20 protein-coding genes are annotated in these 23,654 nt (G+C 61.9%); 11 read left to right on the forward strand and 9 right to left on the reverse strand.

Features of this window, described 5'->3' with window-relative positions; translation table 11 throughout:
- Positions 1 to 21 precede the first annotated feature (21 nt).
- The 3 genes from RJ527_14315 to RJ527_14325 form a co-directional block, all read right to left on the reverse strand.
- On the reverse strand, positions 22 to 936 hold the full coding sequence (locus tag RJ527_14315; protein WND75198.1) for a DUF2285 domain-containing protein: 915 nt from the start codon (positions 934 to 936) through the stop codon (positions 22 to 24).
- Between the two features lies 1 nt (position 937).
- Positions 938 to 2,137: a tyrosine-type recombinase/integrase gene (locus RJ527_14320; protein ID WND75199.1), complete on the reverse strand. Its 1,200-nt coding sequence runs from the start codon at positions 2,135 to 2,137 to the stop codon at positions 938 to 940.
- 282 nt (positions 2,138 to 2,419) lie between these two features.
- Positions 2,420 to 3,181: a LysR substrate-binding domain-containing protein gene (locus RJ527_14325; GenBank protein WND75200.1), complete on the reverse strand. Its 762-nt coding sequence runs from the start codon at positions 3,179 to 3,181 to the stop codon at positions 2,420 to 2,422.
- 292 nt (positions 3,182 to 3,473) lie between these two features.
- Here RJ527_14325 and RJ527_14330 point away from each other — a divergent pair, with 292 nt between their 5' ends.
- From RJ527_14330 to RJ527_14360, 7 genes are all read left to right on the forward strand, one after another.
- Complete coding sequence (locus RJ527_14330) at positions 3,474 to 4,523, forward strand: hydroxyacid dehydrogenase (GenBank protein ID WND75201.1); 1,050 nt, start codon at positions 3,474 to 3,476, stop codon at positions 4,521 to 4,523.
- An 8-nt stretch (positions 4,524 to 4,531) separates the two neighbouring features.
- Entirely contained in the window at positions 4,532 to 5,206 is a 675-nt protein-coding gene (locus tag RJ527_14335; GenBank protein ID WND75202.1) for an RraA family protein, read from the forward strand.
- A 31-nt stretch (positions 5,207 to 5,237) separates the two neighbouring features.
- On the forward strand, positions 5,238 to 6,197 hold the full coding sequence (locus RJ527_14340) for a tripartite tricarboxylate transporter substrate binding protein (GenBank protein ID WND75203.1): 960 nt from the start codon (positions 5,238 to 5,240) through the stop codon (positions 6,195 to 6,197).
- A gap of 70 nt (positions 6,198 to 6,267) precedes the next feature.
- Positions 6,268 to 6,729 carry a tripartite tricarboxylate transporter TctB family protein gene (locus tag RJ527_14345; protein ID WND75204.1) on the forward strand — a complete coding sequence of 154 codons (462 nt, stop codon included), beginning with the start codon at positions 6,268 to 6,270 and terminating at the stop codon, positions 6,727 to 6,729.
- Between the two features lie 7 nt (positions 6,730 to 6,736).
- Positions 6,737 to 8,236, forward strand: coding sequence for a tripartite tricarboxylate transporter permease (locus RJ527_14350; GenBank protein WND75205.1), 1,500 nt, complete (start codon positions 6,737 to 6,739; stop codon positions 8,234 to 8,236).
- Positions 8,237 to 8,571: 335 nt separating this feature from the next.
- Positions 8,572 to 9,528: a helix-turn-helix transcriptional regulator gene (locus RJ527_14355; protein ID WND75206.1), complete on the forward strand. Its 957-nt coding sequence runs from the start codon at positions 8,572 to 8,574 to the stop codon at positions 9,526 to 9,528.
- Between the two features lie 230 nt (positions 9,529 to 9,758).
- Entirely contained in the window at positions 9,759 to 12,350 is a 2,592-nt protein-coding gene (locus RJ527_14360) for a tectonin domain-containing protein (protein ID WND75207.1), read from the forward strand.
- A gap of 91 nt (positions 12,351 to 12,441) precedes the next feature.
- Here RJ527_14360 and RJ527_14365 read toward each other — a convergent pair whose 3' ends face one another.
- Positions 12,442 to 15,603: a hypothetical protein gene (locus RJ527_14365; GenBank protein WND75208.1), complete on the reverse strand. Its 3,162-nt coding sequence runs from the start codon at positions 15,601 to 15,603 to the stop codon at positions 12,442 to 12,444.
- 350 nt (positions 15,604 to 15,953) lie between these two features.
- Between RJ527_14365 and RJ527_14370 the strand changes: the two genes are divergently transcribed.
- Complete coding sequence (locus tag RJ527_14370) at positions 15,954 to 16,910, forward strand: AraC family transcriptional regulator (protein ID WND75209.1); 957 nt, start codon at positions 15,954 to 15,956, stop codon at positions 16,908 to 16,910.
- A 63-nt stretch (positions 16,911 to 16,973) separates the two neighbouring features.
- Here the strand turns inward: RJ527_14370 and RJ527_14375 are convergent, their stop codons facing one another.
- Together RJ527_14375 and RJ527_14380 are read right to left on the reverse strand one after the other, a co-directional pair.
- On the reverse strand, positions 16,974 to 17,879 hold the full coding sequence (locus tag RJ527_14375) for a TauD/TfdA family dioxygenase (GenBank protein ID WND75210.1): 906 nt from the start codon (positions 17,877 to 17,879) through the stop codon (positions 16,974 to 16,976).
- 18 nt (positions 17,880 to 17,897) lie between these two features.
- Complete coding sequence (locus tag RJ527_14380) at positions 17,898 to 18,572, reverse strand: TetR/AcrR family transcriptional regulator (protein WND75211.1); 675 nt, start codon at positions 18,570 to 18,572, stop codon at positions 17,898 to 17,900.
- A gap of 151 nt (positions 18,573 to 18,723) precedes the next feature.
- Between RJ527_14380 and RJ527_14385 the strand changes: the two genes are divergently transcribed.
- Positions 18,724 to 19,590 (forward strand): fumarylacetoacetate hydrolase family protein, encoded by an 867-nt coding sequence (locus tag RJ527_14385; GenBank protein ID WND75212.1) that lies wholly within the window; start codon positions 18,724 to 18,726, stop codon positions 19,588 to 19,590.
- 115 nt (positions 19,591 to 19,705) lie between these two features.
- Entirely contained in the window at positions 19,706 to 20,140 is a 435-nt protein-coding gene (locus RJ527_14390; GenBank protein WND75213.1) for a Tat pathway signal sequence domain protein, read from the forward strand.
- A gap of 28 nt (positions 20,141 to 20,168) precedes the next feature.
- Here RJ527_14390 and RJ527_14395 read toward each other — a convergent pair whose 3' ends face one another.
- Both RJ527_14395 and RJ527_14400 read right to left on the reverse strand, forming a co-directional pair.
- A complete protein-coding gene (locus RJ527_14395; GenBank protein ID WND75214.1) occupies positions 20,169 to 20,339 on the reverse strand; it encodes a hypothetical protein in 171 nt (56 codons plus the stop codon).
- A 1-nt stretch (position 20,340) separates the two neighbouring features.
- Positions 20,341 to 20,565 (reverse strand): (2Fe-2S)-binding protein, encoded by a 225-nt coding sequence (locus tag RJ527_14400; GenBank protein ID WND75215.1) that lies wholly within the window; start codon positions 20,563 to 20,565, stop codon positions 20,341 to 20,343.
- Positions 20,566 to 20,760: 195 nt separating this feature from the next.
- On the opposite strand from RJ527_14400, the gene RJ527_14405 reads away from it, so the two are divergent.
- Positions 20,761 to 22,521 (forward strand): solute carrier family 23 protein, encoded by a 1,761-nt coding sequence (locus tag RJ527_14405; protein ID WND75216.1) that lies wholly within the window; start codon positions 20,761 to 20,763, stop codon positions 22,519 to 22,521.
- On the opposite strand, the gene RJ527_14410 is transcribed toward RJ527_14405, so the two are convergent.
- A complete protein-coding gene (locus RJ527_14410; GenBank protein ID WND75217.1) occupies positions 22,518 to 23,654 on the reverse strand; it encodes a DUF1513 domain-containing protein in 1,137 nt (378 codons plus the stop codon). The two genes, RJ527_14405 and RJ527_14410, sit on opposite strands and share 4 nt — an antisense overlap.

Below are 23,654 nucleotides of genomic sequence, written 5' to 3' on the forward strand. Positions count from 1 at the left end.
AGAAATTTTTGCAGAATTTTGTCAATGATCAGCGGAAGACAATATGTCCTTATAGCCTCCGTCGATGAGTTCGGTAGCCCGTTTCAATCTGTATTTGAACCAATTTTTGAGCCGACAGTCGGGGTCGTTCCATAGCTCTTCTATTGCCTCTTCGCCCAAGATTGATTCGGCGATCTGCCGTCTTGAAGCGCCTTCTCGAATCCCGTCATAGACTCTAAGGCACTCGACATGCCTTTTACGGTTAGCAATAACGCCAGAGGGATCGTCTGCTGGTTCATTGTCGTCATCGTCCCCTAGGTATCGAATTAACCTCCGGCGGACGGCTTCAGCTTGTTTGCTTTGGGAGTTGGAGCGTATCTCAGCGCGGGTAATAGAAAGGGGAATTCTTTCGCCAAAGAAATAATGAGGATATCCGCGCTTTCTGGTAACGACGTGCGCGACCCCAGCCTTGAACAGCGTCTTAACATGGGCTCTAAAATAAGGGATGGGATACTGCTTCCGACGGTCTCGAGAAGTTGGAGTGCTGGCTTTAAGTTCAACGGAAGCCTTGTTAGCTTGAGGGCTCCAAAAAGCGTTCACTTCGTCGCCCCGCAAGCAGTAGTCCTGGTACTCCATAAGGCCCCATTTTTGCTCTATCGCATTCTTAATTGAGGATGCTCTATCTCTGAGCTTTTCCCAGCGAGCTGTTGCCCGGGTTAAAGAAATACGTCGACCCATTTGGGCGAGAGAAGAAATTGAACATAGTTTTCGTTCAACGTCCTGCTTCGCAATATACTCCTTATAGAAAAGATCGTAGTCCGTCTGATACTCAGTATTTCGGCGGAGGTACTCCCACGCTATTCCGGTATCAGGCAGGAAGTGGACATAAAGGTAGGTTGGGTGAAGGGCCCAATAACAGCCAAAAAAATCATCCGGTGAACTTTTCTTCCACGCCATATTACGTCCAAATCAATTTACCAATGATGTCTGAGGCCTGTTTCACGGGATCCTGCGCCAAGTGCGCGTATCGTGCCGTCGACTGCGGGCTGGAGTGACCGAGAAGCCCGCCGATAATCTGCAGAGGAATGCCGGCCGAGGCGGCTGCGCTCGCAAAGCTATGACGCAGATCATGGATGCGCACATCCTCTAGCTCGGCAGCTTTACGGACGCGGCCCCAGGGTTTCTGAAGGTTGACCAGGTGGGTGCCGTCCTTGCGGCCGGCAATGACATATGGATTGTCGACGACTTTCTCGCCTTTGCGCCGGCGCGCTTCTGCAAGCTCTTTGGTCGTCTTTGCGAGTTGCTTGAGAACCTCGATCGCAGGCTCGTTAAGTGGGATCGCTTTAAGCCCCTTGGCGTCGGTTTTGTGCTGGGCGAGGAGAAGCCGCTTGTTTGCGAGGTCAACGGCGTCCCATTCGAGAGTGAGGATCTCGCTCAGCCGGCAGCCGGTCAGGGCAAGCAAGCGAATGGCACCGGCCTGATAAGGATCGATGAGTTTCAGGCGCTCCTGTTCGTCGATGACGCGGAACAGGCCTTTCAACTCTTCCGGCGTGAGATATCGCTGGCGCTTGCGCTCGCGGTAAGCCTTCACCGACAGGGCCGGATTGCAGTGGGGTTCGATCAACCCCCATTGGGCCGCCTTGTTGAACATCGCCTTGACCAATCCCAGGACTCTGTTGGCGTTATAGGGCGTGTCTTTGAGCTTGCGGTGCAGAGTGGCCACATCCTGCGCCGTCAGCTCATTTATCTTTCTAGCACCAAACTTAGGTCTAATATACCGCTCCAGTAACCATATGTGGGCGTTTTTCGTGCTTTCCTTGCATCGGCCCTCACAATGGTCCTCGAGATATCTGTCTGCCAGATCGTTCATCGTATCGCCCTGGCGCAGCTGGGCGCGGGCATCGGATGGGTCGTTGCCGAGAGAGATCCCGCCGCGAAGGCGAATGGCTTCGTCCCGGGCCTGGTCCAGGGTTAGTTGGCCGACACGCCCCAGTGTGTAACGTCGCAGGCGGCCGAACTTGTTGCGGTATTGCAGGATGAAGGTCTTGGTGCCGCTCGGGCGTACCCGAACGCCGAAACCGGGGAGGGTACTGTCCCAGACGCAGTAGTCCTTGTTCTCGACCTCGAGAGAGTTGATGCGGGCCTTCGAGAGTTTCATGAGATGCCCCTGCGGAAATCATATGGAAATCAAACGAGAGGGAATTTTGGACTCCGTTTCAAATCGTCGTCAAGCCACAAAAGTGATTCAATATATTGAAAAATAACAATTAATATACTTCCTGCAATCTCCCTCAAGCTCTTGCAATCAATCGACCGTTAAACTCATAACCTGAAGGTCGCAGGTTCAAATCCTGCCCCCGCAACCAAAACAAAAACGCCTTAGTGGGAAACCACTAAGGCGTTTTTTGCGCCTGGGAAGCGTGGGGTAAACCGCCATGGTCTATTCACGGCCCACGCCATGTTCGCTGCACAGACTGGCTAGAATGGCATGCAGGCGGGCGATGATTTCCCCGCGGGGCGAGACGGTTCGCTCGACAATCCCGATCTGCCGCGTCACCTGTGGCCGACCGAAGGGAAAGCGCACGAGGTTCCGGTCCTCGGGGTCTTGTAACGCGACATGGGGGACGACCGAGATGCCCAGGCCCTGACGGACGCAGGTCACGATCGAGGCGATGGTGTCAATCTCGGCGACGTCCTGGGTTACAATTCCAAGGCGCGAAATCTCGGTATCGATAAGGTTTGCCAACGGCACGTCGCTTCTGAAGCGGACGTAAGGGCGGTTCTTGAGCAATTCGATCGGTTCGGATGCGTCGGTCCCTTCCGGAGCGATCAGCCAGAGGGGTTCGCGGAGGAAGGGGCTCCATCGAAGGGCCGACGGAAAGCCCAGGTGTTCGGCAACGACGGCGGCGTCAAGCCGTCCGGATGCAACGTCCGCGATAAGGGGCGTCGAGAGAGATACCCGCAGGTTGATCTTTATCCCCGGGTACTGCGCACGCATCTGCACAATGGATGTTGGAATGAGGTTGAGCGCGCTCGACCGGACCGAACCGAGCATCAACGTGCCGGCTATCCGATCGCCCCGTAGGCCGGCCTTGGTGTTCTCTTCGGCCTGCAGCATCTCTTTTGCCATTTCAAGGACCTGCAATCCCTGAGGGGTCAGCTTGGGCGGACGCGAGGAGCGCACGAAGAGCGTCGTGTTCATTTCCTGCTCCAAGGCCTGGATCTGCTGACTGACCGCCGAGGGTGTCAATCCGACGACGTCGGCCGCCTTGGCGAAGGTGCCGTTCGTCGCGATTGCCAGGAGGGTTTTGAGCTGGCGCGTATCTATATCAAATTAAGTTTTGCTTCATTTGATAACAAAAATTATTCGTTATTATAAAGAATTTCTGTCGCATATAAAATGCTGATCGAAGAGCATATCCGCGCGAGCTGGGAGGTTGTCGCGGGGCCGCGCAGGCTGGGAGGCCGTCGCGAGCATTACCGAAAAATTCAGCATGACCGAGGCTTCCTGCGGCGCAGGGGGCCAGGAGATGGACGCGATGAACAAGACGATTCTCGTGACCGGACCGGAACTCGATCCCAGTGCGGCGCGGTTCGTGACCGAACGGGGTTTTCGGACGGTGCATACCCCACCTTACGCCGACGGCAAGATCATTGCGGCGCTTCTCAAGGAGACCGGCGCCGTCGGGGTCGTCTCGCGCATGGGGCGGCTTGATGCCGACGTCATGGACGCAGCTCCGCAATTACGCGTGATCTCCAAACACGGGGTCGGCGTGGACAACATCGATCTGGCCGCGGCGGGTGAACGCGGCATTCCGGTCCTGGTCGCGACGGGCGCAAACGCCGTTTCTGTCGCCGAGCATGCGATCGCGCTGCTTCTGGCGACGGTCAAACTGATCCTTCCTCTGGACGCCAGCCTGCGTGACGGGCGCTGGGAGAAACCCAACTTCCTCGGACGGGAACTGTCGGGAGCGACGCTGGCACTCATGGGCATGGGGGCGATCGCGCAGGCGACGTGCCGCATCGCCAAGGGGCTTGGCCTGGAACTTATCGGTCACGACCCTTTCGCCAAAGACGAGGTTTTCCAAGACCTGGGCGTTCGCCGGTGCGCGACGTTCGATGACCTGCTCGCCGATGCCGACGTTCTGAGCCTGCATTGTCCCTTGAACGATCAGACCCGATCGATCGTGAACGCCGCCGCCATCGCGAAGATGCCCGCAGGCAGCTACGTCATCAATACCGCGCGGGGAGGCTTGATCGACGAGGCGGCCCTTTTGGAAGCGGTGCAGTCCGGCCATTTGGCCGGCGCGGGCCTGGACACGTTCGCGACCGAACCCCCGGCGGCCGATCATCCGTTCTGGGCAGAGCCGCGCATCGTTGTCACGCCCCACATCGGCGGCGTGACGCGCGAAGCGGGCGCGCGGGTCGGTGTCGATGCCGTGCGCGGGATTATCCAGGTTCTCGAAGGAACGCCCGTTCCGTCTGACAGGGTCGCCAACCGTTCGCTGTTGGCCGACGCCTCCAAAATTCTTACCACAGTATAGGAGTGAAGATGTCCATCGGTTTCAGAATTTGTACCCGTCACCAAACGGCCTCCAAGGAACTGGTCGAAGCTTTTGCCAAGCTGCCCGTGGCCAATGTTTCCGATTCCATGTGGCGTCTTTACGCGGGCGGTTCACGCCTTCGGCCGATGCACGCGTCGGGTGGCATGGCCGGGGTCGCGCTGACGGTCCGGTCGCGCCCGGGTGATAACCTGATGTTGCATAAGGCCATCGATATGGCGGGCCCCGGCGACGTGATCGTCGTCGATGCAGGCGGTGACCTGACCAACGCGCTGATCGGCGAGATGATGTTGGCCCATGCGATAAAGCGTGGGGTCGCCGGTTTCGTGATCGACGGCGCGATCCGTGACGCCGATGCCATCCGCGAGACCAATCTTCCGATGTTTGCCGCTGGTGTCACGCACCGCGGTCCTTATAAGGACGGTCCGGGTGAAATCAACGTTCCGATCAGCCTGGATGGAATGCCGGTCGAACCGGGAGACATCGTGCTCGGTGACGGCGACGGCGTGCTGGCCGTGCCGCAGGCCCATGCCGAAGAGATACTCAACAAGGCCCAGGCGAAGCTGGATGCTGAAACCAAGCAGATGAAAGCCATCGCCGAAGGCACCAATGACCGCAGCTGGGTAGACGCCGCCTTAAAAGAGCGCGGCTGCGAATTTCCGTAAGACTCGTGACGTGAATTTAAAGGAGAGAGAGATGTTCAAAGTAATCGCAAAAGCGACGTTCGCCGGTGCCATGCTGATGGCCGCCGGCACGGGCGCCGCCCTGGCCGAATACCCCGAAAAGCCGATTGAGGTGATCGTCGGTTATTCCGCGGGCGGCGGCACGGATGTCATGGCCCGCACGACCATGCCTTTCATCGAAAAGTATCTTGGCAAGGGTGCCAGCATCGTGGTCAAGAACATGCCCGGCGCCAGCGGCCAGATCGGCGTCACCAAGGCAGCCACTTCGGAACCCGACGGCTATACCCTCGGCACGTTCAACCTGCCGGGAATGATGGCCCGGACGATCGACCGCAAGGCCGGCTACAGCGTTGACAGCTTCACCTATCTGGCCAACGTGGTGAACGACCCCAACGTGATCGTTACCTCGAAGGGCACGGGTATCGATACGCTGGAAAAACTGATCAGCAAGGCTAAGGCGGAGCCCGGTGCGGTCACCGTCGGGATGTCGAGCCTGGGCGGCGACGATCACTTCACCTTGATCAAGCTGCAGAAACAGACGAACACGGAATTCACCATCGTGCCGTTCAAGGGCTCGGCCCCCGCGCGCACCGCCGTGATGGGCGGGCACGTCATCATGGGCATCCTCAACGTTTCGGAAGTCGCCAAGTTCAAGGATGAACTGAATATCCTGGGCGTCGCCCAGGCCGAACGTTCGGAGTTCGCCCCCGACGTGCCGACCTTCAAGGAACAGGGGCTGAACCTGATTAACGGTTCCATGCGCGGCATCATCGCGCCGAAGGGCCTGCCCAAGGACGTCGAAGCGAAGCTGATCAACGCCTTTAAGCAAGCCGCGAAAGATCCCGAATTCCTCAAAGCCATGAAGGCCACGGCCAACCCGGTCGAGGTCGTCACCGGCGATGACTTCAAGGCATTGACCAAGGAGCTTTATGACTTGGCCAAGGGGGTTTGGGAAACCACTCCCTGGAAGTGATATGTTGCGCGAGGGGGGCGCGGCCCGTCTCCCTCGCCAATCATCCAACGTGATTTAGGGATCAACGACCATGTCCAATCCCCGCAGGCCTCGGCTGTTTCGGCCTGAGACGCTGACGGCCCTCGGCATTATCGCCGTTGCTGTGGCCTTCATGGCCCCGACCGCAGCATTAAAGCCGATTTCGGCCTTTCTTCCGGCGACCATGCTGATCGGGATGGCCGTGTTGTCTCTGTTCCTGCTGCTCGTCGATCAACGCGCGGCGGGCGCGGGCGAGGATGCCCCGCCGATGACGGCGTCCCCAAAACGCGTGCTGGGCGCGTTCCTGATGATCGTGTGCTACGCGCTGTCGACCGACTACGTCGGCTTTTATATCAGCACCGCCGTGGTTATTCCGCTTGTTGCCTATGTATTCGGTTATCGCAGCTTGCCCGGCCTCGCGCTGGCGACATGCATCGTGCTTGGCGCGATCTATCTGATTTTCGATGTCGCGATGGCTCAGACCTTCCCCGTCGGCCGTCTTTGGAAGAGTTGAGGTTCTCATGTATTCAGACCTGCTCGATGCGCTGCCCGCGGTTCTCGGCCTTTACAATTTCATCGCCTTGGTCATCGGGGTCGTCGCCGGCATCGTCGTGGGCGCGATGCCGGGGCTGAGCGCGACCATGGCCATCTCGGTCCTGGTTCCGTTCACCTTTGGCCTGGAGCCGCTGGTCGCCCTGGGGCTGATGGCCGGCATATACAACGGTGCCATGTACGGCGGGGCCATCCCGGCCGTTCTGTTGCGTATCCCGGGCACGCCGGCCGCCGTCGCCACGACCTTTGACGGCTATCCCATGGCGCAGAAGGGGGAAGGTGGTTTCGCCCTCCAGGTCGCCGTGGTGTCCTCGGCCATCGGCGGGATCGCGAGCGCCTTTGCTTTAATGCTGTTGGCGCCGCCCCTTGCCAAGGTGACTTTGTTGTTTGGTCCGTCAGAAGTGTTCTGGGTCGCCGTCTTCGGGCTCGCCAGCATCATCTTTCTCTTGGGCGGGAACCCGATCAAGGGATTGATCAGCGCCTGCTTCGGCGTCTTTGTGTCGGTCGTCGGAACGGATCCGATTTCCGGCGCCGACCGCTACACCTTCGATCATCTTGAACTGCTCGACGGGATCAACATCGTGATCCTGCTGGTCGGGCTCTATGCCTTGCCCCCGGTGATCGACCTTCTTGAGGTGCCGCTGAAGACCGACCAGGTCACTGACAAAAAATTGGGTACGGAGCCGATCTGGCGCAGCCTGCCGCGCATGTTCCGGTTTTGGAAGACTTGGATCCGGTCATCGCTCATCGGTATCTGGATCGGCATCCTGCCCGGCGCGGGCGGTTCGATGGCGGCCTTCATGTCCTACAACGAAGCGCGCCGGAGCAGCAAAACCCCGGACACTTGGGGCCACGGCGAACCCGAAGGCGTGGCCGCATCCGAGACCGCGAACAACGCGGACACGGCCTCTGCCCTCATCCCGGCGCTGACCCTCGGCATCCCCGGAACCGCCGTTGCCGCGGTGATGCTCGGCGGGCTGCTGATCCATGGATTGCAGCCGGGACCGATGCTTTTCCGTGAGAACCCGACCGTTGTGTTCGGCTTCATGTGGCAATTCCTGTTCGGTGCGATCCTGCTGGTTCTTCTGGGTGGTTCGCTCGCCACCAACAGCTTTGCCAAGCTCTTGAACCTGCCTCGGCCGCTTCTGGGGTCGGTTATTATCGTGCTCATGCTGATCGGCGTGTATTCGATCAACGGGCGCATGTTCGACGTTTACCTCATGCTCAGTTTCGGTGCGATTGGCTACGTCATGGACAAACTGAAGTTCCCATTGCCGCCGGTCGTTCTCGGGCTGATCCTGGGCTCCTATGCGGAGGAGAACCTGCGCCTTGCCTTGCGGATTGGCCGGGGAGACTGGACGATCCTGTTCGCCAACACCACGAGCCTGATCCTGGTCGCGTTGACGGTCGCTGTGGTCTTCGGTCCGATGCTGAAACGCCGCTACTTGAAATCCCGACAAAGCAAGTGACGGGGCATGGGCCGGCGGTGAGGTCCGGGTGCCCATGCGACATGGCGCGACCATCGCAAAGATGCGGGTGATGGCCCGCAGGCGCCAAATCCCGCTCTCGAAACTGGCAACAAGCCCCTATCGGCCGATTAGGGGCTTGTTGTCGTCTCGGCCCAAGGCGCCTCATGCAAGGGTAGGAGGTGAGGGACGCGAGTGATGCTCGTCATTCCCGAACTGTGCCGAAACGTATACTGTGTAACGCAATTCGCTAGCCGATTTGAACGCCACATGAAAATGGCAGTCCCGAGTGACGGGACGGAGGAGGCGATGTGGCCTATTTGGACAACCATACGGTCATGGCGACCGATGATATGGACGAATTGCACCACGCCGTTGCGGGATTGGCGGGGCGGCATCAATTCGACGTGCGCGGTGACAGAGCCGCCTTGTCCGCCAGAATCGCCGTGGCGTCGTTCGGGAATCTCAATCTTCTGCATTTCGGGTACGGCGACGTTCGGATCGACGTTTCCTCCGGCGAGGAGGGGGACGACGGGCTGTTATTCTATGTGGTGACGGGTGGCGGTGGTAACTTGCGCCTCGGCAATACGGAAATGGGCTTCTCCACGACGCGGGGCGTCGTACGGGACCTTTCCCATTCGATCATGGTGACGCAGGAGGGGCTCTCGGGGTTTGCCCTGCCGATGTCGAAAGAAAGAGTGAGCCAGCATGCTCGTGCGGTGATCGGCGCCGATGTGGGGGCGGCCCCGGTGATATTCGATGAAGGGATCGATATGACGACTCCGGGCGGGCGTCAATTCCGCAACACGGTGCATTTTGTCGCGAACGCCTTGGACGGCCCGCTTCGGGAAATGGACAATCCGATCCTTGCCCGGCAAATGGAAGAACTGCTTCTGACCCAGGTCCTGGCGTTGCTGCCCAACAATTTTTCCGACGCAATTGCGGATTGCGCAACACGGGTGGCCTTGCCTTATCACGTCAAACGGGCGCGCGATTACATCCATGCCCATGCGCATACGGCGGTCGGCGTGGCCGATATCGCGGCGGCGGCCGGATGCGGCTATCGAACCGTGCAAAACGCCTTCAAGGATGTTTATGGCATGTCACCCATGGCCTATCTGCGGCTTGTCCGGCTGAAACGGGTTCATGGCGCCTTGCTCAACGGCGGCGGAGACGGGGCGACCATCGCGCAAATCGCTCGGTCCTGGGGGTTCGGGCATATGGGGCGATTCGCCGAGATTTACCGTCGCCAGTTCGGCGAATTACCGTCGGAAACGGTCCGAAAGTGCGCCTGAATTACGCGGCCGTATCCACAAACTGTATCCAGTATCCCAAAAGCGCCGAATAAAGAGATGCAACGTGCCGTGTGCGTTCTCTAGCCGGCATTTCATACATAGAGTGCTTCTGATCGGACCATGCCTTCCAACCTGAAGAGCATGCGGCGTGGGGTGACGTCTGCTGGCAAATTTTCTTTCGGGGGACGAAGAACGAAGGCCCGCCGATTTTGGCGCGCAGGGTGCGGGCCGTGGTGAAACAAGACGCGATATTGAGAATTGAGGAATGGCCGATGAGGGTTCTTTTCAAGTCTGTATTTTTCCCCATCCTGGCGCGGGGGGCGTTGCTGGCCCTGATTGCGTTCGCCGGCATGGCGAACCCGTCCGACGCGGCGGCGCAGCAGACGCAGGCAGCCTTTACCGGTCAGGGTCACGCGATCTGTGGTGGGGTCGATCTACGCACGGGCAAGCTTTTAGATTCGTGCGGTTTCGAAAGTGCGAAGTATACCGGTAAGGCCGTCGGCAAATGCCCGAGCGGGTCGTTCTTCGATATCGGCACCTGGGCCTGCTTCACATGCCCCAGCGGCTACAACCGAACGGCGTTCGCGGTCGATACTCCGCAGGCCTGTTCCAAACAGGTCAGGGCTGAATACAAATACGCAAGGCGGGTCAGCGGCCACAAATCCTGTCCGAACGGCACCTTCAAGGACCCCCGCAACGGCGGCGAATGCTGGCAATGCCCGTCGGGGTTCGGCCGGACCCTGTCCGCGGTCAACGCCTGGGATGCCTGCGGCAAGTTTGGCGCAAGCGCGCGCCGGGCTGAATTCATCGACCGGGTCTGCCCGGAAGGCACGATCACAGACCTGAACGGAAGCTGTTATTCCTGCCCCGAAGGGTTCCGCCGCACTGCCGCCGCGGTCACCGCCAACAATGCCTGTTTTCGTAACGAGGACCTGAAGCCGGCCGAGCAAACGGCGGCGCTGACCTGCAAGGCCGGCGAGCACTTCGATTTCATCGACGGGGGAACGTGTTGGGAGTGCCCCGAGAATTCCGTGCGTTCGGTCTCCGGCGTTAAGACCAACAAGGCCTGCGAATTCACCAACATCCGTTGGGAAGCGGCCAAGCGTACGCCGAACGGGTTGTTCAAGCTGCCGGGCGGCCACGAGATCGCGGCCGAGGTCATCAAGGAGCGCACGCGGATCGACAAGATCCTCGACGAGGCCATCAAGGCGGAAAAGGTGAGCGGTGCCGAGGCCACCGAATTCAGAGACGTCGCCTGGGAGCATATTCGGACGGGGCCCGAAAGCTCCTCGGTCCTGATGGCGGCCGTCTACCAACGCGTTTTCGATCTGATCAAGAATGGCCCGAGGACCAAGCCCGAGCGGGACTTGCTGAACTACATGGCCGTCTATATTCAGCAGTCGCGCCAGTTGGCCGCCTCGGAAATGGACAGCATCTGGAAAAGCTGGACCCGCGGCCAGGAGGCGCGCACATCGGCACTGGCGACAAGAAGTATGCACAGTGCCTATGACGTCGGCGTCGCCCCACCGGATTTGAAAAGCCTGGTCGCCAACGTCATGCATCTGGCGCCCGCCGCGGCGATGACGACTGCGTTCCTCGGCGCGTATGCGCTCGAAAACGTGTCGCCCGCGTTCGCTCAGCTGACGGCCCGCGCGGCGGTAGCAATAAGACCCTTCAATTGGGTGCAGAAAATTGCCTCACTCCAACAAACCGCGGAGAAGGCCGGAGCCGCGATTACCCACGCAGCCGCCGCAGCCCAGGCCGGAGCGGGGGTCATCGGCTCCTTTGCCGCTCCCTTCGCGGTCATGACGGCCGCGTCGGTAATCTTCAGCATCGCGACGGAAAACACCTTGGCGCAGAACCAACAGATATCCATTGTCAACGACGCTCTGGAGACGTCGAAGAAGCCGGTGAACCTGTCCCGCCTGATCCTGACCCCAGAGGGCAGGGTGGAGGTCCTGAGCAACTGGGCGCTGATGACCCAGGAGTACTACAAGCCCAACGCCCGCACCTGGGCCGCGCTGGTGCCGACGCAGTCGTCGACGGGCAACACGGCGACCGTGAACGTGAATGGCACGAACATCGTCATAGACGTTCCCGTGGTGCCGAGCGTGACCTTGGAAGGCGACCGCACAGTGGTGGCGGGGGCCTCGGGCAGCGCGCCGAGTTGGGAGAAGGTCGCCGGTGCGGCCCTTGATGTTGCGGTCGGCTCCGACGGTACTGTCTATGCGATCGGCGTGAATAAGACGAACGGCGGATATCAGATGTTCAAACGCGCCAAGACCGATAGCAAGTGGACCAAGATTATCGGAGGGGCGCTTCGCGTTGCGGTTTCCGGGACAGAGGCTTGGGTGGTGAACGACAAGGGCGGGATCTATGTTCAGTCGGGCACCCGATGGCGAAAGGTCTCCGGCCCCGCGGCACAAGACATCGGCGCCAGCGCCAAAGGCGTGTGGATTACCGGTACCGATGACAAGATTTATCAACGCGTGGGCAACAACTGGAATCTTGTTTCGGGTAAGGCCCAGCGGATCGATGTCGATCAGGACGGTCGCCCCTGGGTCGTGAACAACAAAGGCCACATCTTCGTCCACGACAATAACTTGAAGTGGCAGAGGCTGCCGGGCGCCGCCAAGGATGTGGCGGTCGATGCACGGGGCGCGGCATACGTCGTCGGCACGAGTGGCGGCGTGTACGTGTTCAACGGCACAAAGCGCGATTGGGACCGAATTTCTGACGACAAGGATTCCGTCGCCATCGGTGTCGGCGGTGGTCAGCTGTGGCGGATTTCCAAGTCAAACGAAACCTATCAGTATCGCTAGGCTGCCCGGCATTCATTCTACGATGATGCTCATATACTGCCGGCGGCCCGTGGCGGGCCGCCGGCGAATTATGCGGCAGTAGGCGGCGTCGCTACTTTTGCCGGTACACCTCGGTTTTCGGACCCAGGTGCCAGATCTTTCCGCCGCCGACGGCGACGGCCGTCGCATCGCGGCCTGTCGTCATCCACTTGTTGGCGGCGGCGTCGAACAGCATGACCTTGCCGCTTGCATCGACCACCACCGGGACGCCGAAGGCATCGACGGCAATGTCCTGTGCCGTGCCGTTGAAGGGCTGCCATTTGCCGTTGACCAGGGCGAATATCTGGCCGGCCGCGTTGGTCAGCCAGGGATTGCCGTCACGGTCCACGGTGATGCGGGTTCCCCAGGCCGATTGATCGCGGAGCCATTGCTTGCCGGTCCAGCGATAGACGGCGAAGCTCCCTTGCTTGGTCGGTTCCGCCACGGCCCAGACACCTTTGGCGCTGGCGCCGATATCGACGGCCTTCATGATCTTGCCGCCGGCCAGGACCGGCCGATTGGCCCAGGTCGTGCCGGCGCGCTCGAAGGCGATGCCGCCGTCGTTGACCAGCCAGGGCGTGGTGTCGGCCACGGCGATGCGCACGGCGCCGCCGGGTGCGGATTTCCAATCCCGATCCTTTGGTCCGCGGAAGTAAATCCCGTTCCCGCCGGGCACCTTGTTGTCGCCGATCACCCAGACGGTCCCGTCGGTGGCGAGGGCGATGTCATGGGCGCGGCCGGGGATCTGTTCCCAATCATTGCCACGGCCCGGCTGCAGGCTCGCCGTCTCGTTGATCACGGGGATGGTCTGGCCTTGAATCTTCTGGCTCGGCGTATTGCCCGTATTGAGCGGGGTCACGACCGGGTCACCCTGCATGATGACGGTCGTCGGCGCCGTCACGTTCGTCAATTGGGTCGCCGCTTCCTTGCCTTGGGCATAGGATTTGATCCGGGACATGACGTGGGCGGCCGGATCGCTCAGGCCCGACATTGCCAGCAACCAGTATCCTTCCAGGACGGACCTGCGTTCCTCGGTCTGGAAGTCGCGGGTAAGGTCCGGTGTCTGCTTGGCATGGGCGAGCATGGCCAACAGATGCCCGCGGTCGGTCTTGGAGTATTCGTCCATCTTCGTCGCGACCTCGATCACGACCTCAATGATGGCGGTAATGACAAAGGCGGGGCCGGCGGCCTTCAGGAATTTGAAGACGCTACTGGCCCCCTTCGACAAGGCCTTGTTCAGCCCCTTGAGGGCGACCTTTCCCGCGACGTCGTCGACAGGCGATTTGGTTAATAGCTTTGTCGTTTTCTTGGCGAGTTCCCCGCCACCTTCTTTGATGCCTTCCACGACCTTTTTCTTTATGCCCTGACGGATGCCGTAGTTGGGCCTGACCAGTTTCTTGAGGGTGGGATTGGTGGCGACGGCAACCATGGTGCCGCCGGCAATGACGGTCAGACCGGAAACCGAGGCAATCGTCGCGGCCTGGACGATTTCGTGCCAATCGGGGGGCGGCGTCGGCTCGTCCGCCGGTTTCACCTGGGTCAAGTCAGGCCCGCCGCTCTTGCCGTTCGTGGTGATTAGGCCCGACGTGGAGTTTTCCGCGAATTTCTTCCAGTAGGCCTCGGCCGTTCTCCAGGCATCGAATGCTTTCAAGGCTTCTTCCGCGACGTATATCCGACGGTTCTTGACGTAGTCGGCGAAGCTCGCCAACAGGCGTTTGTCGGCGGCGGTTACCTTGCGCGCGTCGGATGGGACTTGCGACGGGTTCGCGGCAGCCAGTTCGATCCGCCCGAACACCATGTTCATGAGAATGCTGCTGACACCGGGCGTTTCCTCGATTTCCGCCCAGGCTTCGGCAACTTCCTTTTCCGGGTTCTGTTTGCAGTTCCTGGCCGCGTCGAGATCGTCCTTGTTCTCGGCACAGGACCGGACCATTTCGCGGATCGCGGCGTCTAACTTTTTCCGGTCGTCCCGCAGGATTTCCAGAACGACATCGTCGGCGCCGGGCAGCCGGAACAGGCCCGGTTCGCCGAAGGGGGCCGCGTACCATTCCGTGGTCGGCCCCTGACAGGCGTCATGGTTGTAAACCGGTGCATAGGTCCGCGTGTGTTCGGCCGGACAGGACCAGCAGGTGCCGCCGTCCGGCGCCGGCTTGGCCCTGGGGCTGGTGATGCCGGCGGTCTTCATGTTGTTGAAGAAGGTGTTGTCGACCTTGATGAAGTCGAAATGCTGGCCTGCGGGGCAGGTCAGTGCCGATACGAATTTGGCCTTTGAAACCACCAGACCCGGCGTCGTCTCGCAAGCTTGCGGTGATGTGATGGGGTTCAACAGCACGCGGTCATAGGTTTCCGGGCATTTCCAGCATTCGCCACCGTTGCGCGGATCAGTGATGGTGCCGGCTTCGCACTTGGCGATGCCGCGCACCGTGGCGCGCGCCGACGCCGCCGGGATCGCCCTGCTGCACCCACTCGTACTATTGACGTGGTGCGCGGTACGGACGAACCCGCTCGGGCATTGCCAACAGGCGCCCCCGTCCCAGGCATCGTGAAACTGACCCGGTTTGCAATCGTGCGGCCAAAGAGTGTTGAACATGCGCGTTGGGCGGCGGAGTTCCTCGGAGGAGGGCCGGGTACACTTATCCCAGGCATCGACACGCGGCAGGACATTGGTCTCGTATCCTTTAGGGCAGGACCAGCATTCGCCGCCGCGGATGCTGTCATAGAATGCCTTTTCAAATTGTGCCGTTGGGCCCGGGCACAAATCCCCCAGCTTCGTGGCCGGTTTGAAACGTTGTTTGACGTTGGATTCCTGCCAGGTTGCCTGCCGCGCACACGCGCGGTCAGTATCGACGGCGGCAGCGGTCCTGGTAAAGCCGCCTGGGCAGGACCAGCATTGCCAGAGCCCGATGTCGAAGATCGACCCGGCCGGGCAGGAGCCCAGGGCCGGGCCTTCGTAGATGGCGTGTTTCGATTTGCAGGGCGGCTGCGGCTTGCCGTCACGGCGCAGGCCGCCGCATTCCGTGTGGGAGGTGTAGAAATCCCAGCCATGGCTGAGATGCTCATCCTTGCCCACCTTTACATTCTGCGCCCCGACAAGCGTCGCTGTGGTGATGGGCAACGCGAAGCCGATGATGAGCAACAGCGGTGCAACAAACAACACGCGGTACTGTCGGCCCACAATAGCTACGAGCACACCCACAAGAACCAGCAGCGATATCGCCAAGCCGATTTCAACCATCACGCTCTCCCCCTCGTTCGGGCATCTGCCCGTCATTCGGTCCGCACGGTCCCATCGAGAGCTGCCGCAGGTTCAATACCCACCGAGACGAGACAGAACCGCCACAGCGCGCATGGTGCCGTCACCGTCTTGTGCGGTGATTGCGCGGCTAGGATTACTTTTCCTACGATGGGACGAGGGTGCAAGATGCGCGTTATATGATAAAAGGCTATACTATGAAGGATCGTCCTATAATAATTCGTGCTAGTATTTGGTGTGTCCGAACAGGAACGGTTTCGGATAGGTTCAAGACACGGGCATTCGCATCAGGCCACATGCCGAACTTGTAGAAACAGTGTTGATTTCCTCCCATGCCAACCAACGTGGAATGGCTCCTGCAAGAGGCCACCGGTGACCGCAGTCTTCGCGTCGAAAAGCGAATGATGATCGACGACGGTAATTGGACGGCGGAAATCGAGCGGCTTGAAATCGGCCCCGGACTTCGGGTGTTTCTTGCGACGGCGGATGTGCACAAGGATCTCACCGTGCAACCGGCCGACGGCGAGGACGATATCTGGCTGAACAGCGATGTCGCGGTTTCGGGGCGCGTCGACATTCATTTGCGCGACGGACCCAAGACCCATGTCGGTCCCGACCACGCGATCCTGTTTCGCCCGTTGATCCGCGTCGTCGATTATCACCTGACGGCGGGTCAGCAAATCAAGATGGCGGGTTACGGCCTGCATATCGACCGGGTCGTGCGCCTGTTCGACGGAAACGTGCCCAATGAGTTGTGCCCGCTTGTTGAGCCGAACATCGGCGAAAGCCGCATCTTCGCCATGAAAAATACGCGCCAGCTCCGCAATCTGGCGCAAAACCTGTTTGCCCCGGGCTTGAACGGTCCGCTTCGAACCCTGTTCATGGAAGGCACCGTTTTGCAGTTGCTCGCCGTTCAGGCCGCGGGACGGCCGAATGGAAAGGGGGCGCGGAGCGAGTTGTCCAGGAGTGAGCGCGACAGCGTTCATGCCGCGCGGGACATCTTACTGGCGGACATGCGGAACCCGCCGAGTCTGGGGGAACTGGCCAACGCGGTCGGGTTGACGGAAAAGCGGTTGAACGCCGGATTCCGCATGGCTTTCGGCGCGACGGTCTTTGAAGTGTTGCGAAACCACCGCCTGGAACATGCGCGCATCGCGTTGACGATGGAATCCACCCCGATGAAGGTCATCGCCTACCGGGTCGGTTACAACCACGTCACCAACTTCATCAACGCCTATACCGCGCGCTACGGGAATCCGCCGGGTCGTCACACCCGGCGCGGCAGCTAGATACAGAACGCCGCCCTGGCAAAGAGCCGGGCTTATGGACGAAGACGAAATCCGCGATGGGGATCAGGCCGCCGCGTGGGCCGGGTCCGCTCGTTCGGTCAGGAAAGGCGCGTCCCCCAGCAGCGTCACCCGGTTCATGTGGCGGCGGAAGCCGTGATAGTCGTTGATGGCGAAATGCTGGGTGCAGCGGTTGTCCCAGAAGGCGAGGGATCCGGGCTGCCAGCGAAACCGGCAGACGAATTCCGGCTTGCACAGGTGGGCGAACAGGTAGTGCAGCAGCGGCGCGCTTTCCTCGCGCGTCATGCCTTCGAAATTCTTGGTGAACACGCTGTTGACGTAAAGTGCGTCGCGGCCCGATTCCGGATGGGTGCGGATCACCGGATGGGTCGCCTCCTGTTCGACATCGTCGGAATGCTGAAACCCGCCGGAAGCGCTCCCGGGCAATTCGGCCTCGGCCGCCCGTTTGGCGAAATTCTCCCGCGCGCTGTGGAAGGCGCGCATCCCCCGCAGCATCGTTTTCATACCGTCCGACAGGGTTTCATAGGCCAGGTACATGTTGGCGAACATGGTATCGCCGCCGAAGGGCGGCACTTCCTTGGCGTAGAGGATGGAGCCGAGGGCCGGACGTCGGGTGTAGCTGACGTCCGTGTGCCAGCGGTCGCCGATGTTGTTCTTGTGTTGCGGTTCCTTGAGCAGGAGTTGGACTTCCTCGTGGCCGGGCACCTGGGGAAAGAACGAATTGACGTGCAGGTCACCGAACAGGCGGCCGAAGGCCTTTTGCCGGTCGGGCGTCAGATCCTGGTCGCGGAAGAAGATGACCAGGTTGTCGACCAGGGCGCGGCGGATTTCCGCAATCACCTCGGGGTCGAGGGACCGCGACAGGTCGACGCCGCCGATCTCCGCGCCGAGGGCGCCTGAGATCGGGCTGATGGTGATGTGACGGAAATCGGATTGCGGTTGTGCGGTCATCGGACGGGGCTCCCAAATTCAGGCGGTTTTGCGCGGCGCCTCGGCAAGAAGGGCCAGGGTTTCTTCGGATACGGGCGCCGTCAGGGCGCCGGCGATGCTGTCGATCAGGTTGGCGACGAACAATTGGGTGCCGCCGCTGCGTCCGGTGGTGCGGCCGCCGGCATCGCGCCGCGCCTTGTCGGCCAGGGCGTGGACGAAATGGGCGACGGCCTGGCGGATGCGCTGTTCGACCACGGTTGCCGGCAGGTCCGAAAGCAGGCCGCGCAACAGGTCGCGGGTGCGCGCCATGCCATGGTCGAACTTATCGCGCACCAGGCCGCCCAGATCGACCCCCGGGTCGCTGATCACCTGTGCCAGAAAGCGCACGTAATGGCCGCCGCGCATAACGGGGTCGAGTTGCTCCGCCAACGGCGCGACCATGGCGGCGACGACGGGACGCACCTGGATTACCGGGGCGGCGGCCTCCAGCGCGTCGAGCATGGCGACGCGACGCCGGTTGATGCCCGCCATGCGGCGTTCGAAGATCGCTTCGAGCAACATTTCCCGAGTGCCGAAATGGTAATGCAGCGCGGCCACGTTCTTCTGCCCGGCGGCGCGGTTGATCTCGCGCAGGGATACGTTGTCGATGCCCTTCTCGGCGAACAGCCGTTCGGCGGCGAGGACAAGCTTTTCGCGGGTATCGGTCGGGTCCATGGGGTAACCATATTAAATCATTTGAATTAATTCAAATGATTTAAATCTGCCAGACAAGGACGCTGCCCCATCAAAGCGAAATGTTGACAAAGGGGCCCGTGAGAAGGCCTTTTCAAAGGTAGACAAGACCATACCAAGAGGAATTCCATTCATGAGACTGATGATGTTCGAAGCGTCCGGCGGACCGCGCCTGGGCGTGGTCGATGGCGACAAGGTGATCGACGTCGCCGCTGCCGATCCGGCGTTGCCGAAGACGATGCTGGCCCTGATCCAGGCCGGCCCGGACGCGCTTTCCCGCGTCGCCGCCGCCGTCAAGGGCGCGGATGCGAAGGCGACCCTGGCGCTCAAGGACGTCACGCCGGCGCTGCCCATCGAGCGCCCGGGCAAGTTCGTCTGCGTCGGCCTGAACTACGCCGCCCATGCGCGCGAAGGCGGGCACGAGCCGCCCAAGTATCCGTCGCTGTTCGTGCGCTGGCCGTCGTCCCTGGTCGCCGCCGAGGCGCCGGTGATCCTGCCCAAGGTCTGCGACCAACTGGATTACGAGGCCGAGTTGACCTTCGTCATCGGCAAGGGCGGTCGCGCCATTCCGGAAGACAAGGGGTTGGACCACGTGTTCGGCTACACCCTGTTCAACGACGTCTCGGTCCGCGCCTGGCAGCGCTATACCCCGCAGTGGACTCAGGGCAAGAACTTCGACGGCACCGGCCCCTTGGGCCCCGTCGTGGTGACGCCGGACGAATTGCCGCCGGGGGCGTCGGGCCTGCGCATCACGTCGCGGGTCAATGGCGAAACGCGGCAGGACTCCAACACCGGAGACCTGATCTTCGGCGTCGCGCGGCTGGTCGCCATCCTGTCCGAATTCATGACGCTGGAGCCTGGCGACGTGGTCGCCACCGGCACGCCCTCGGGCGTGGCCCACGCCATGAAGCCGCCGGGCTGGATGAAGGTCGGCGACAGGGTCGAGGTCGAGGTCGAAGGCATTGGCATCCTGGGCAATCCCATCGTCGCCGAGGCCTGACGCGGCGTTCCGGGGTGGGGGCGGCCTCGGCCGCCCCTTGACCCGTGACAGGGCGGTTTTGGCGGCTATGATTGAGCCCGGGACGCGCGTAGACGCGCAAAGGGGAGAGACCGCCATGACCACCTGCCGCCTGACGACCGCCGCCGTTATCCTTGCTCTTGGCGCCATGATCGCCGTCGCGGGTTCGGCCCGAGCGGCGGAGGGGCGCATCGGGGTCGAGCTTAACAAGCTGGAGCCGCTGGCCAGCGCCTGCCGCGCCTATGTGGTGCTGACGAACACGGCGGGCACGGCGTTCCGCGACCTGAAGCTGGATCTGGTGATCTTCGATACGGATGGCATCGTCGCCCGCCGCGTGGCGGTGCAGGGCGGGCCGATCCCCGACGGCAAGACGTCGCTCAAGGTGTTCGATATCGACGGCGTGCAATGCGCCAAGATCAGCCGGTTTCTGCTGAACGGGGTCATGACCTGCCAGGCCCAGGACGGCAAGCGCGATGACTGTGTCGGATTGATCGACCCGTCGTCCCGCGCGCCGGCCCCGCTGATCAAGTAGCGGGCGCGGCCCCGCCGCGGGCGGAAGCTCAGGTCAGGTTGTTGGGATCGTAGGAATTGGCGAAGCGCAGGGGCGGCGTGTCCGTGGACAGGCGGTCTTCCCGCCCGGCGGCGTCATCGGGCCGTTCCTGCACTTCCTTCGACAGGACGGCGAAGGCGGCAAGCACGGCCTGCGGTTTGAGAGCTTTCCAGAGGAACATGTCAGCCTGCCGCCGCCAGCGCCGGGGTGGGTGCGAACAGGGGCTCGGCGGCGGTATCGGTATCGCGGCGCGCCTGACAGATGGCCTCGGAAATCTCGCATTCGCATTTGCCGCAGCAGGGTGCGCAGTCGAAATAGGTATGCACGTCGTCCCACTTTTCGGCGCCGGAACGCACCGCTTCCTTGACTTCCGTTTCGGTGATTCCGTTGCAATTGCAGACGTACATGGATGCGGTTCCCGGTCGCGGTTTGTTGTTGATAATGAGTATCATTCGTTCTGCGAATGATTGTCAATATCGTAAGATTAAAATTCGATTTCAAGCCCCCTGGGCGAATTCTCTTGAACCCCCTTGGCGATTGAGGGGACTCTGACACGGGGGCGGCCTGCCGCCTGGGCGGTCGCGTATGGGGGGATAAAGGCGTTGAGCACGGAAAACCAGGAAACGGACTTGAAGTACGCGGTGGACGAAACGCCGCCGCTGGCGCTTTCCGCCGGATTGGGGCTACAGGTCGTCATACTGATCATTGCCGGCATCGTCCTTGCGCCTGTTATTGTCATCCGCGCGGCCGGGGATCCCGGCGGGGCGGCATCCTGGGCCGTTTTCGCGGCGCTGGTCGTCTGCGGTATCACCACGATGATCCAAGCACGGCCGATCAAGATGCCGCTGCTGGGCCAGTGCGGGGCCGGTTTCGTCCTATTCATGGGAACGTCGGGCGCCTTCATGGCGATTTCCGTCGATGCCATCAAGTCGGGTGGCATGGCGTTGCTGGCGACCCTGGTGCTCATGTCGTCGCTGATTCAGTTCCTGTTTTCCTTCCGTCTGGGGTATCTGCGCCGGATCATCACGCCGACGGTCGGCGGAACGGTCATCATGATGATCGCCGTGACGGTGTTTCCCATCATCTTCAAAATGCTCAACGCGCCCATGCCTGGTGTTCCCGAAGGCAGCGCCGCCGCGCCGGTGACGGCGATTGCGACCTTCGTGGTGATCGTCGGTGTCTCCCTGTTCGGCAAGGGCCCCATTCGTCTATGGGGGCCGCTCATCGGCGTCGCGGTCGGCTGCGCGATCGCCTTTGCCATGGGGGCGTTCGATCTGTCCAAGGTCGCCGCCGCCAGTTGGATCGGTTTGCCGGAAGGCACCTGGCCAGGCTTGGACCTGTCGTTCGGGACCGACTTTTGGCGGCTTCTGATCCCCTTCGCTATCGTCACCATCGTCGGCGCCATCGAAACCTATGGCGACGGCGTGGCCATTCAGCGCCTGTCCAAGCGCCGCCAAGAGCCCATCGACTTCCGCGCCGTGCAGGGGGCGGTGAACGCGGACGGTCTCGGCAATTTCCTGTCGGGCCTATCGGGCACCCTGCCCAACACGACTTATTCGACGAGCCTGTCCGTGGTCGACCTGACCGGCGTGGGCGCGCGCGCGGTGGGTTTGTTCGGCGGCGCGTTTCTGATCCTGTTCGCGTTCTGCCCGAAGATTTCCGCCTTCCTGATTTCGATCCCGTCACCCATCGCCGCCGCCTACATCATGCTTCTGCTGATCCTTCTGTTCATGCACGGACTAAAACTGGTGACCGAGGACGGTCTTACCTTCGAGAACGGTATGATCGTCTGTGTCTCTTTCTGGCTGGCCGTGGGTTTTCAGGAACAGGCGATTTTCGCCGGTTACCTGCCGGCCTGGGCGCGGGAACTGTTCGACAACGGGATGACTGCGGGCGGCATCGTCGCCATCGTGCTTTCGGTAATGGTCGGGTTCAAACGGGGCCGGGTGAAGAGCCTGCAACTGGCGCCCGGCCTGTCGTCCATTCCCAAGGTGCAGGAGTTCCTGACCGAAGCCGGCACCAAGGCCGGCTGGGACCATCACGCCATCCTGCGCCTGGAACTGGCGGGCGAGGAAGCCATGCTGTTCCTCATCGGCCAACTCGATGAAAACGGGGATGGCGGTGGCGCGCGTCAGATCCGCGTGTCCACGCGGCGGGTGCGCGACCAGATTGAGGTCGAAATCCTGTCCGGCGCCGTCGACGGCAACCTGGAACAGGCGGTCGAAGGGATCGACCGGCAGTCGCTGCCGCACGCCGACGACGTGGGCCTGCGCATCCTCAGCGGCCTCGCCGAGCGGGTGCGCCATGAACAGTTCTACGGCGTCGATGTGCTGCTGCTGACCCTGGACAGCCGGCCGCTTTAGGCGCTGCGCCCGTCCGGGACGGCCAGCAGGTGATTGTCCCAGGGGGCGCCCTGAAGGTTGCCGCGCGGTGTTGCGTGGTCCGGCCCGCCGACCACGAAGGCGCCGGTGCCGCCGGTCAGCACGAAACTGCCGTCGGCGGGGCCGGGGGCCAGACCGCAGCCGTCGGCGATCGCCACATTGCCGGCCAGTTCGCCGGTCAGGGTGTCCCAGAACAAGACCCGATTGCCGCGCGGGGCGCTGACCGCGGCCAGTTTCCCGCCCCGGTCCACGGCGACGGATCCGCAATAGCCGCCCAGGTTCAGGGTCGTCGCCTCGGGGGCGTTCAAATCGTCGATCCGCCCCGATCCAGGCCGATGTAGGCCGACCAGCGGCAGGCCGTCGGTGGCCGGGCCCTGGTCCTGGCAGGCGAATACCACGCGTCCGTCGGAGAAGGCCGCGAGATGGCGGATGCTCAGCAAGTGACGGCGGCCAGGGGCATGGGCGACGCTGTCTTCCAGGCGTCCGCTGGCCAGGTCCACATAGGCCAGGTTGGGCGCCATGGTGCCCAGGTTCAACTTGGCGCGGCCACTGTCCGGATGGGTCAGGATGCCGCCGTTGGCGACCGCCAGGGTATGGCCGCCGGGCATCAGCACCAGTTCGTGGCATCCGACGCCGTGGCTCGGCAACTCTCCCACGCGCTTGAACCCGTCGGCGGCGTCATAGACGCCGATGCAGCCACGCGCGTTGTCGTAATCGTTTTCCGTGGCGAACAGGTGGCGGCCCGTCGGCTCGAACACCGCATGGCCCTGGAAATGCCGCCCGGCGGGGGCATGGAACAGACGGGCCGGGCCATCGCCATCGATGGCGATGGCGGCGGCGAAGGTGCCGGGCCGCCGCGCCAAGGCGACGGCAAGTTTGCCGTCGGGACGAAGGGCGAAGCCGTGACCCCGCGCGGGCAGGTCGACCTGGCGCAGGATACGGCCCCCGGCGTCGGCGACGCAGGCGACGAAGCGATAGGGCTCGGCCCGGCCGTCGCCTAGGCGGCGCACGCCCAGGTAACGTGGGCCTCTGGAGGCAGCCCAGACGCCGGGCGCCATGAGGAAGACCAAGCCGCCCGCGCCAAAGCCCAGCAGGGTTCGCCGTGTCCTCTCCAT

Source organism: Thalassospiraceae bacterium LMO-SO8 (assembly GCA_031655335.1).
Classification (GTDB): domain Bacteria; phylum Pseudomonadota; class Alphaproteobacteria; order Rhodospirillales; family Casp-alpha2; genus UBA1479.

Bases quoted from the DNA above. Each gene is read 5' to 3' on its own strand.
- RJ527_14320 (WND75199.1), bottom strand. From the start codon at position 2,137: ATGAAACTCTCGAAGGCCCGCATCAACTCTCTCGAGGTCGAGAACAAG.
- RJ527_14350 (WND75205.1), top strand. From the start codon at position 6,737: ATGTATTCAGACCTGCTCGATGCGCTGCCCGCGGTTCTCGGCCTTTAC.
- RJ527_14375 (WND75210.1), bottom strand. From the start codon at position 17,879: ATGACCGCACAACCGCAATCCGATTTCCGTCACATCACCATCAGCCCG.
- RJ527_14340 (WND75203.1), top strand. From the start codon at position 5,238: ATGTTCAAAGTAATCGCAAAAGCGACGTTCGCCGGTGCCATGCTGATG.
- RJ527_14410 (WND75217.1), bottom strand. From the start codon at position 23,654: ATGGAGAGGACACGGCGAACCCTGCTGGGCTTTGGCGCGGGCGGCTTG.
- RJ527_14380 (WND75211.1), bottom strand. From the start codon at position 18,572: ATGGACCCGACCGATACCCGCGAAAAGCTTGTCCTCGCCGCCGAACGG.
- RJ527_14345 (WND75204.1), top strand. From the start codon at position 6,268: ATGTCCAATCCCCGCAGGCCTCGGCTGTTTCGGCCTGAGACGCTGACG.
- RJ527_14365 (WND75208.1), bottom strand. From the start codon at position 15,603: ATGGTTGAAATCGGCTTGGCGATATCGCTGCTGGTTCTTGTGGGTGTG.
- RJ527_14390 (WND75213.1), top strand. From the start codon at position 19,706: ATGACCACCTGCCGCCTGACGACCGCCGCCGTTATCCTTGCTCTTGGC.
- RJ527_14385 (WND75212.1), top strand. From the start codon at position 18,724: ATGAGACTGATGATGTTCGAAGCGTCCGGCGGACCGCGCCTGGGCGTG.
- RJ527_14355 (WND75206.1), top strand. From the start codon at position 8,572: ATGGCGACCGATGATATGGACGAATTGCACCACGCCGTTGCGGGATTG.
- RJ527_14370 (WND75209.1), top strand. From the start codon at position 15,954: ATGCCAACCAACGTGGAATGGCTCCTGCAAGAGGCCACCGGTGACCGC.
- RJ527_14325 (WND75200.1), bottom strand. From the start codon at position 3,181: ATGAACACGACGCTCTTCGTGCGCTCCTCGCGTCCGCCCAAGCTGACC.
- RJ527_14395 (WND75214.1), bottom strand. From the start codon at position 20,339: ATGTTCCTCTGGAAAGCTCTCAAACCGCAGGCCGTGCTTGCCGCCTTC.
- RJ527_14315 (WND75198.1), bottom strand. From the start codon at position 936: ATGGCGTGGAAGAAAAGTTCACCGGATGATTTTTTTGGCTGTTATTGG.
- RJ527_14335 (WND75202.1), top strand. From the start codon at position 4,532: ATGTCCATCGGTTTCAGAATTTGTACCCGTCACCAAACGGCCTCCAAG.
- RJ527_14400 (WND75215.1), bottom strand. From the start codon at position 20,565: ATGTACGTCTGCAATTGCAACGGAATCACCGAAACGGAAGTCAAGGAA.
- RJ527_14330 (WND75201.1), top strand. From the start codon at position 3,474: ATGACCGAGGCTTCCTGCGGCGCAGGGGGCCAGGAGATGGACGCGATG.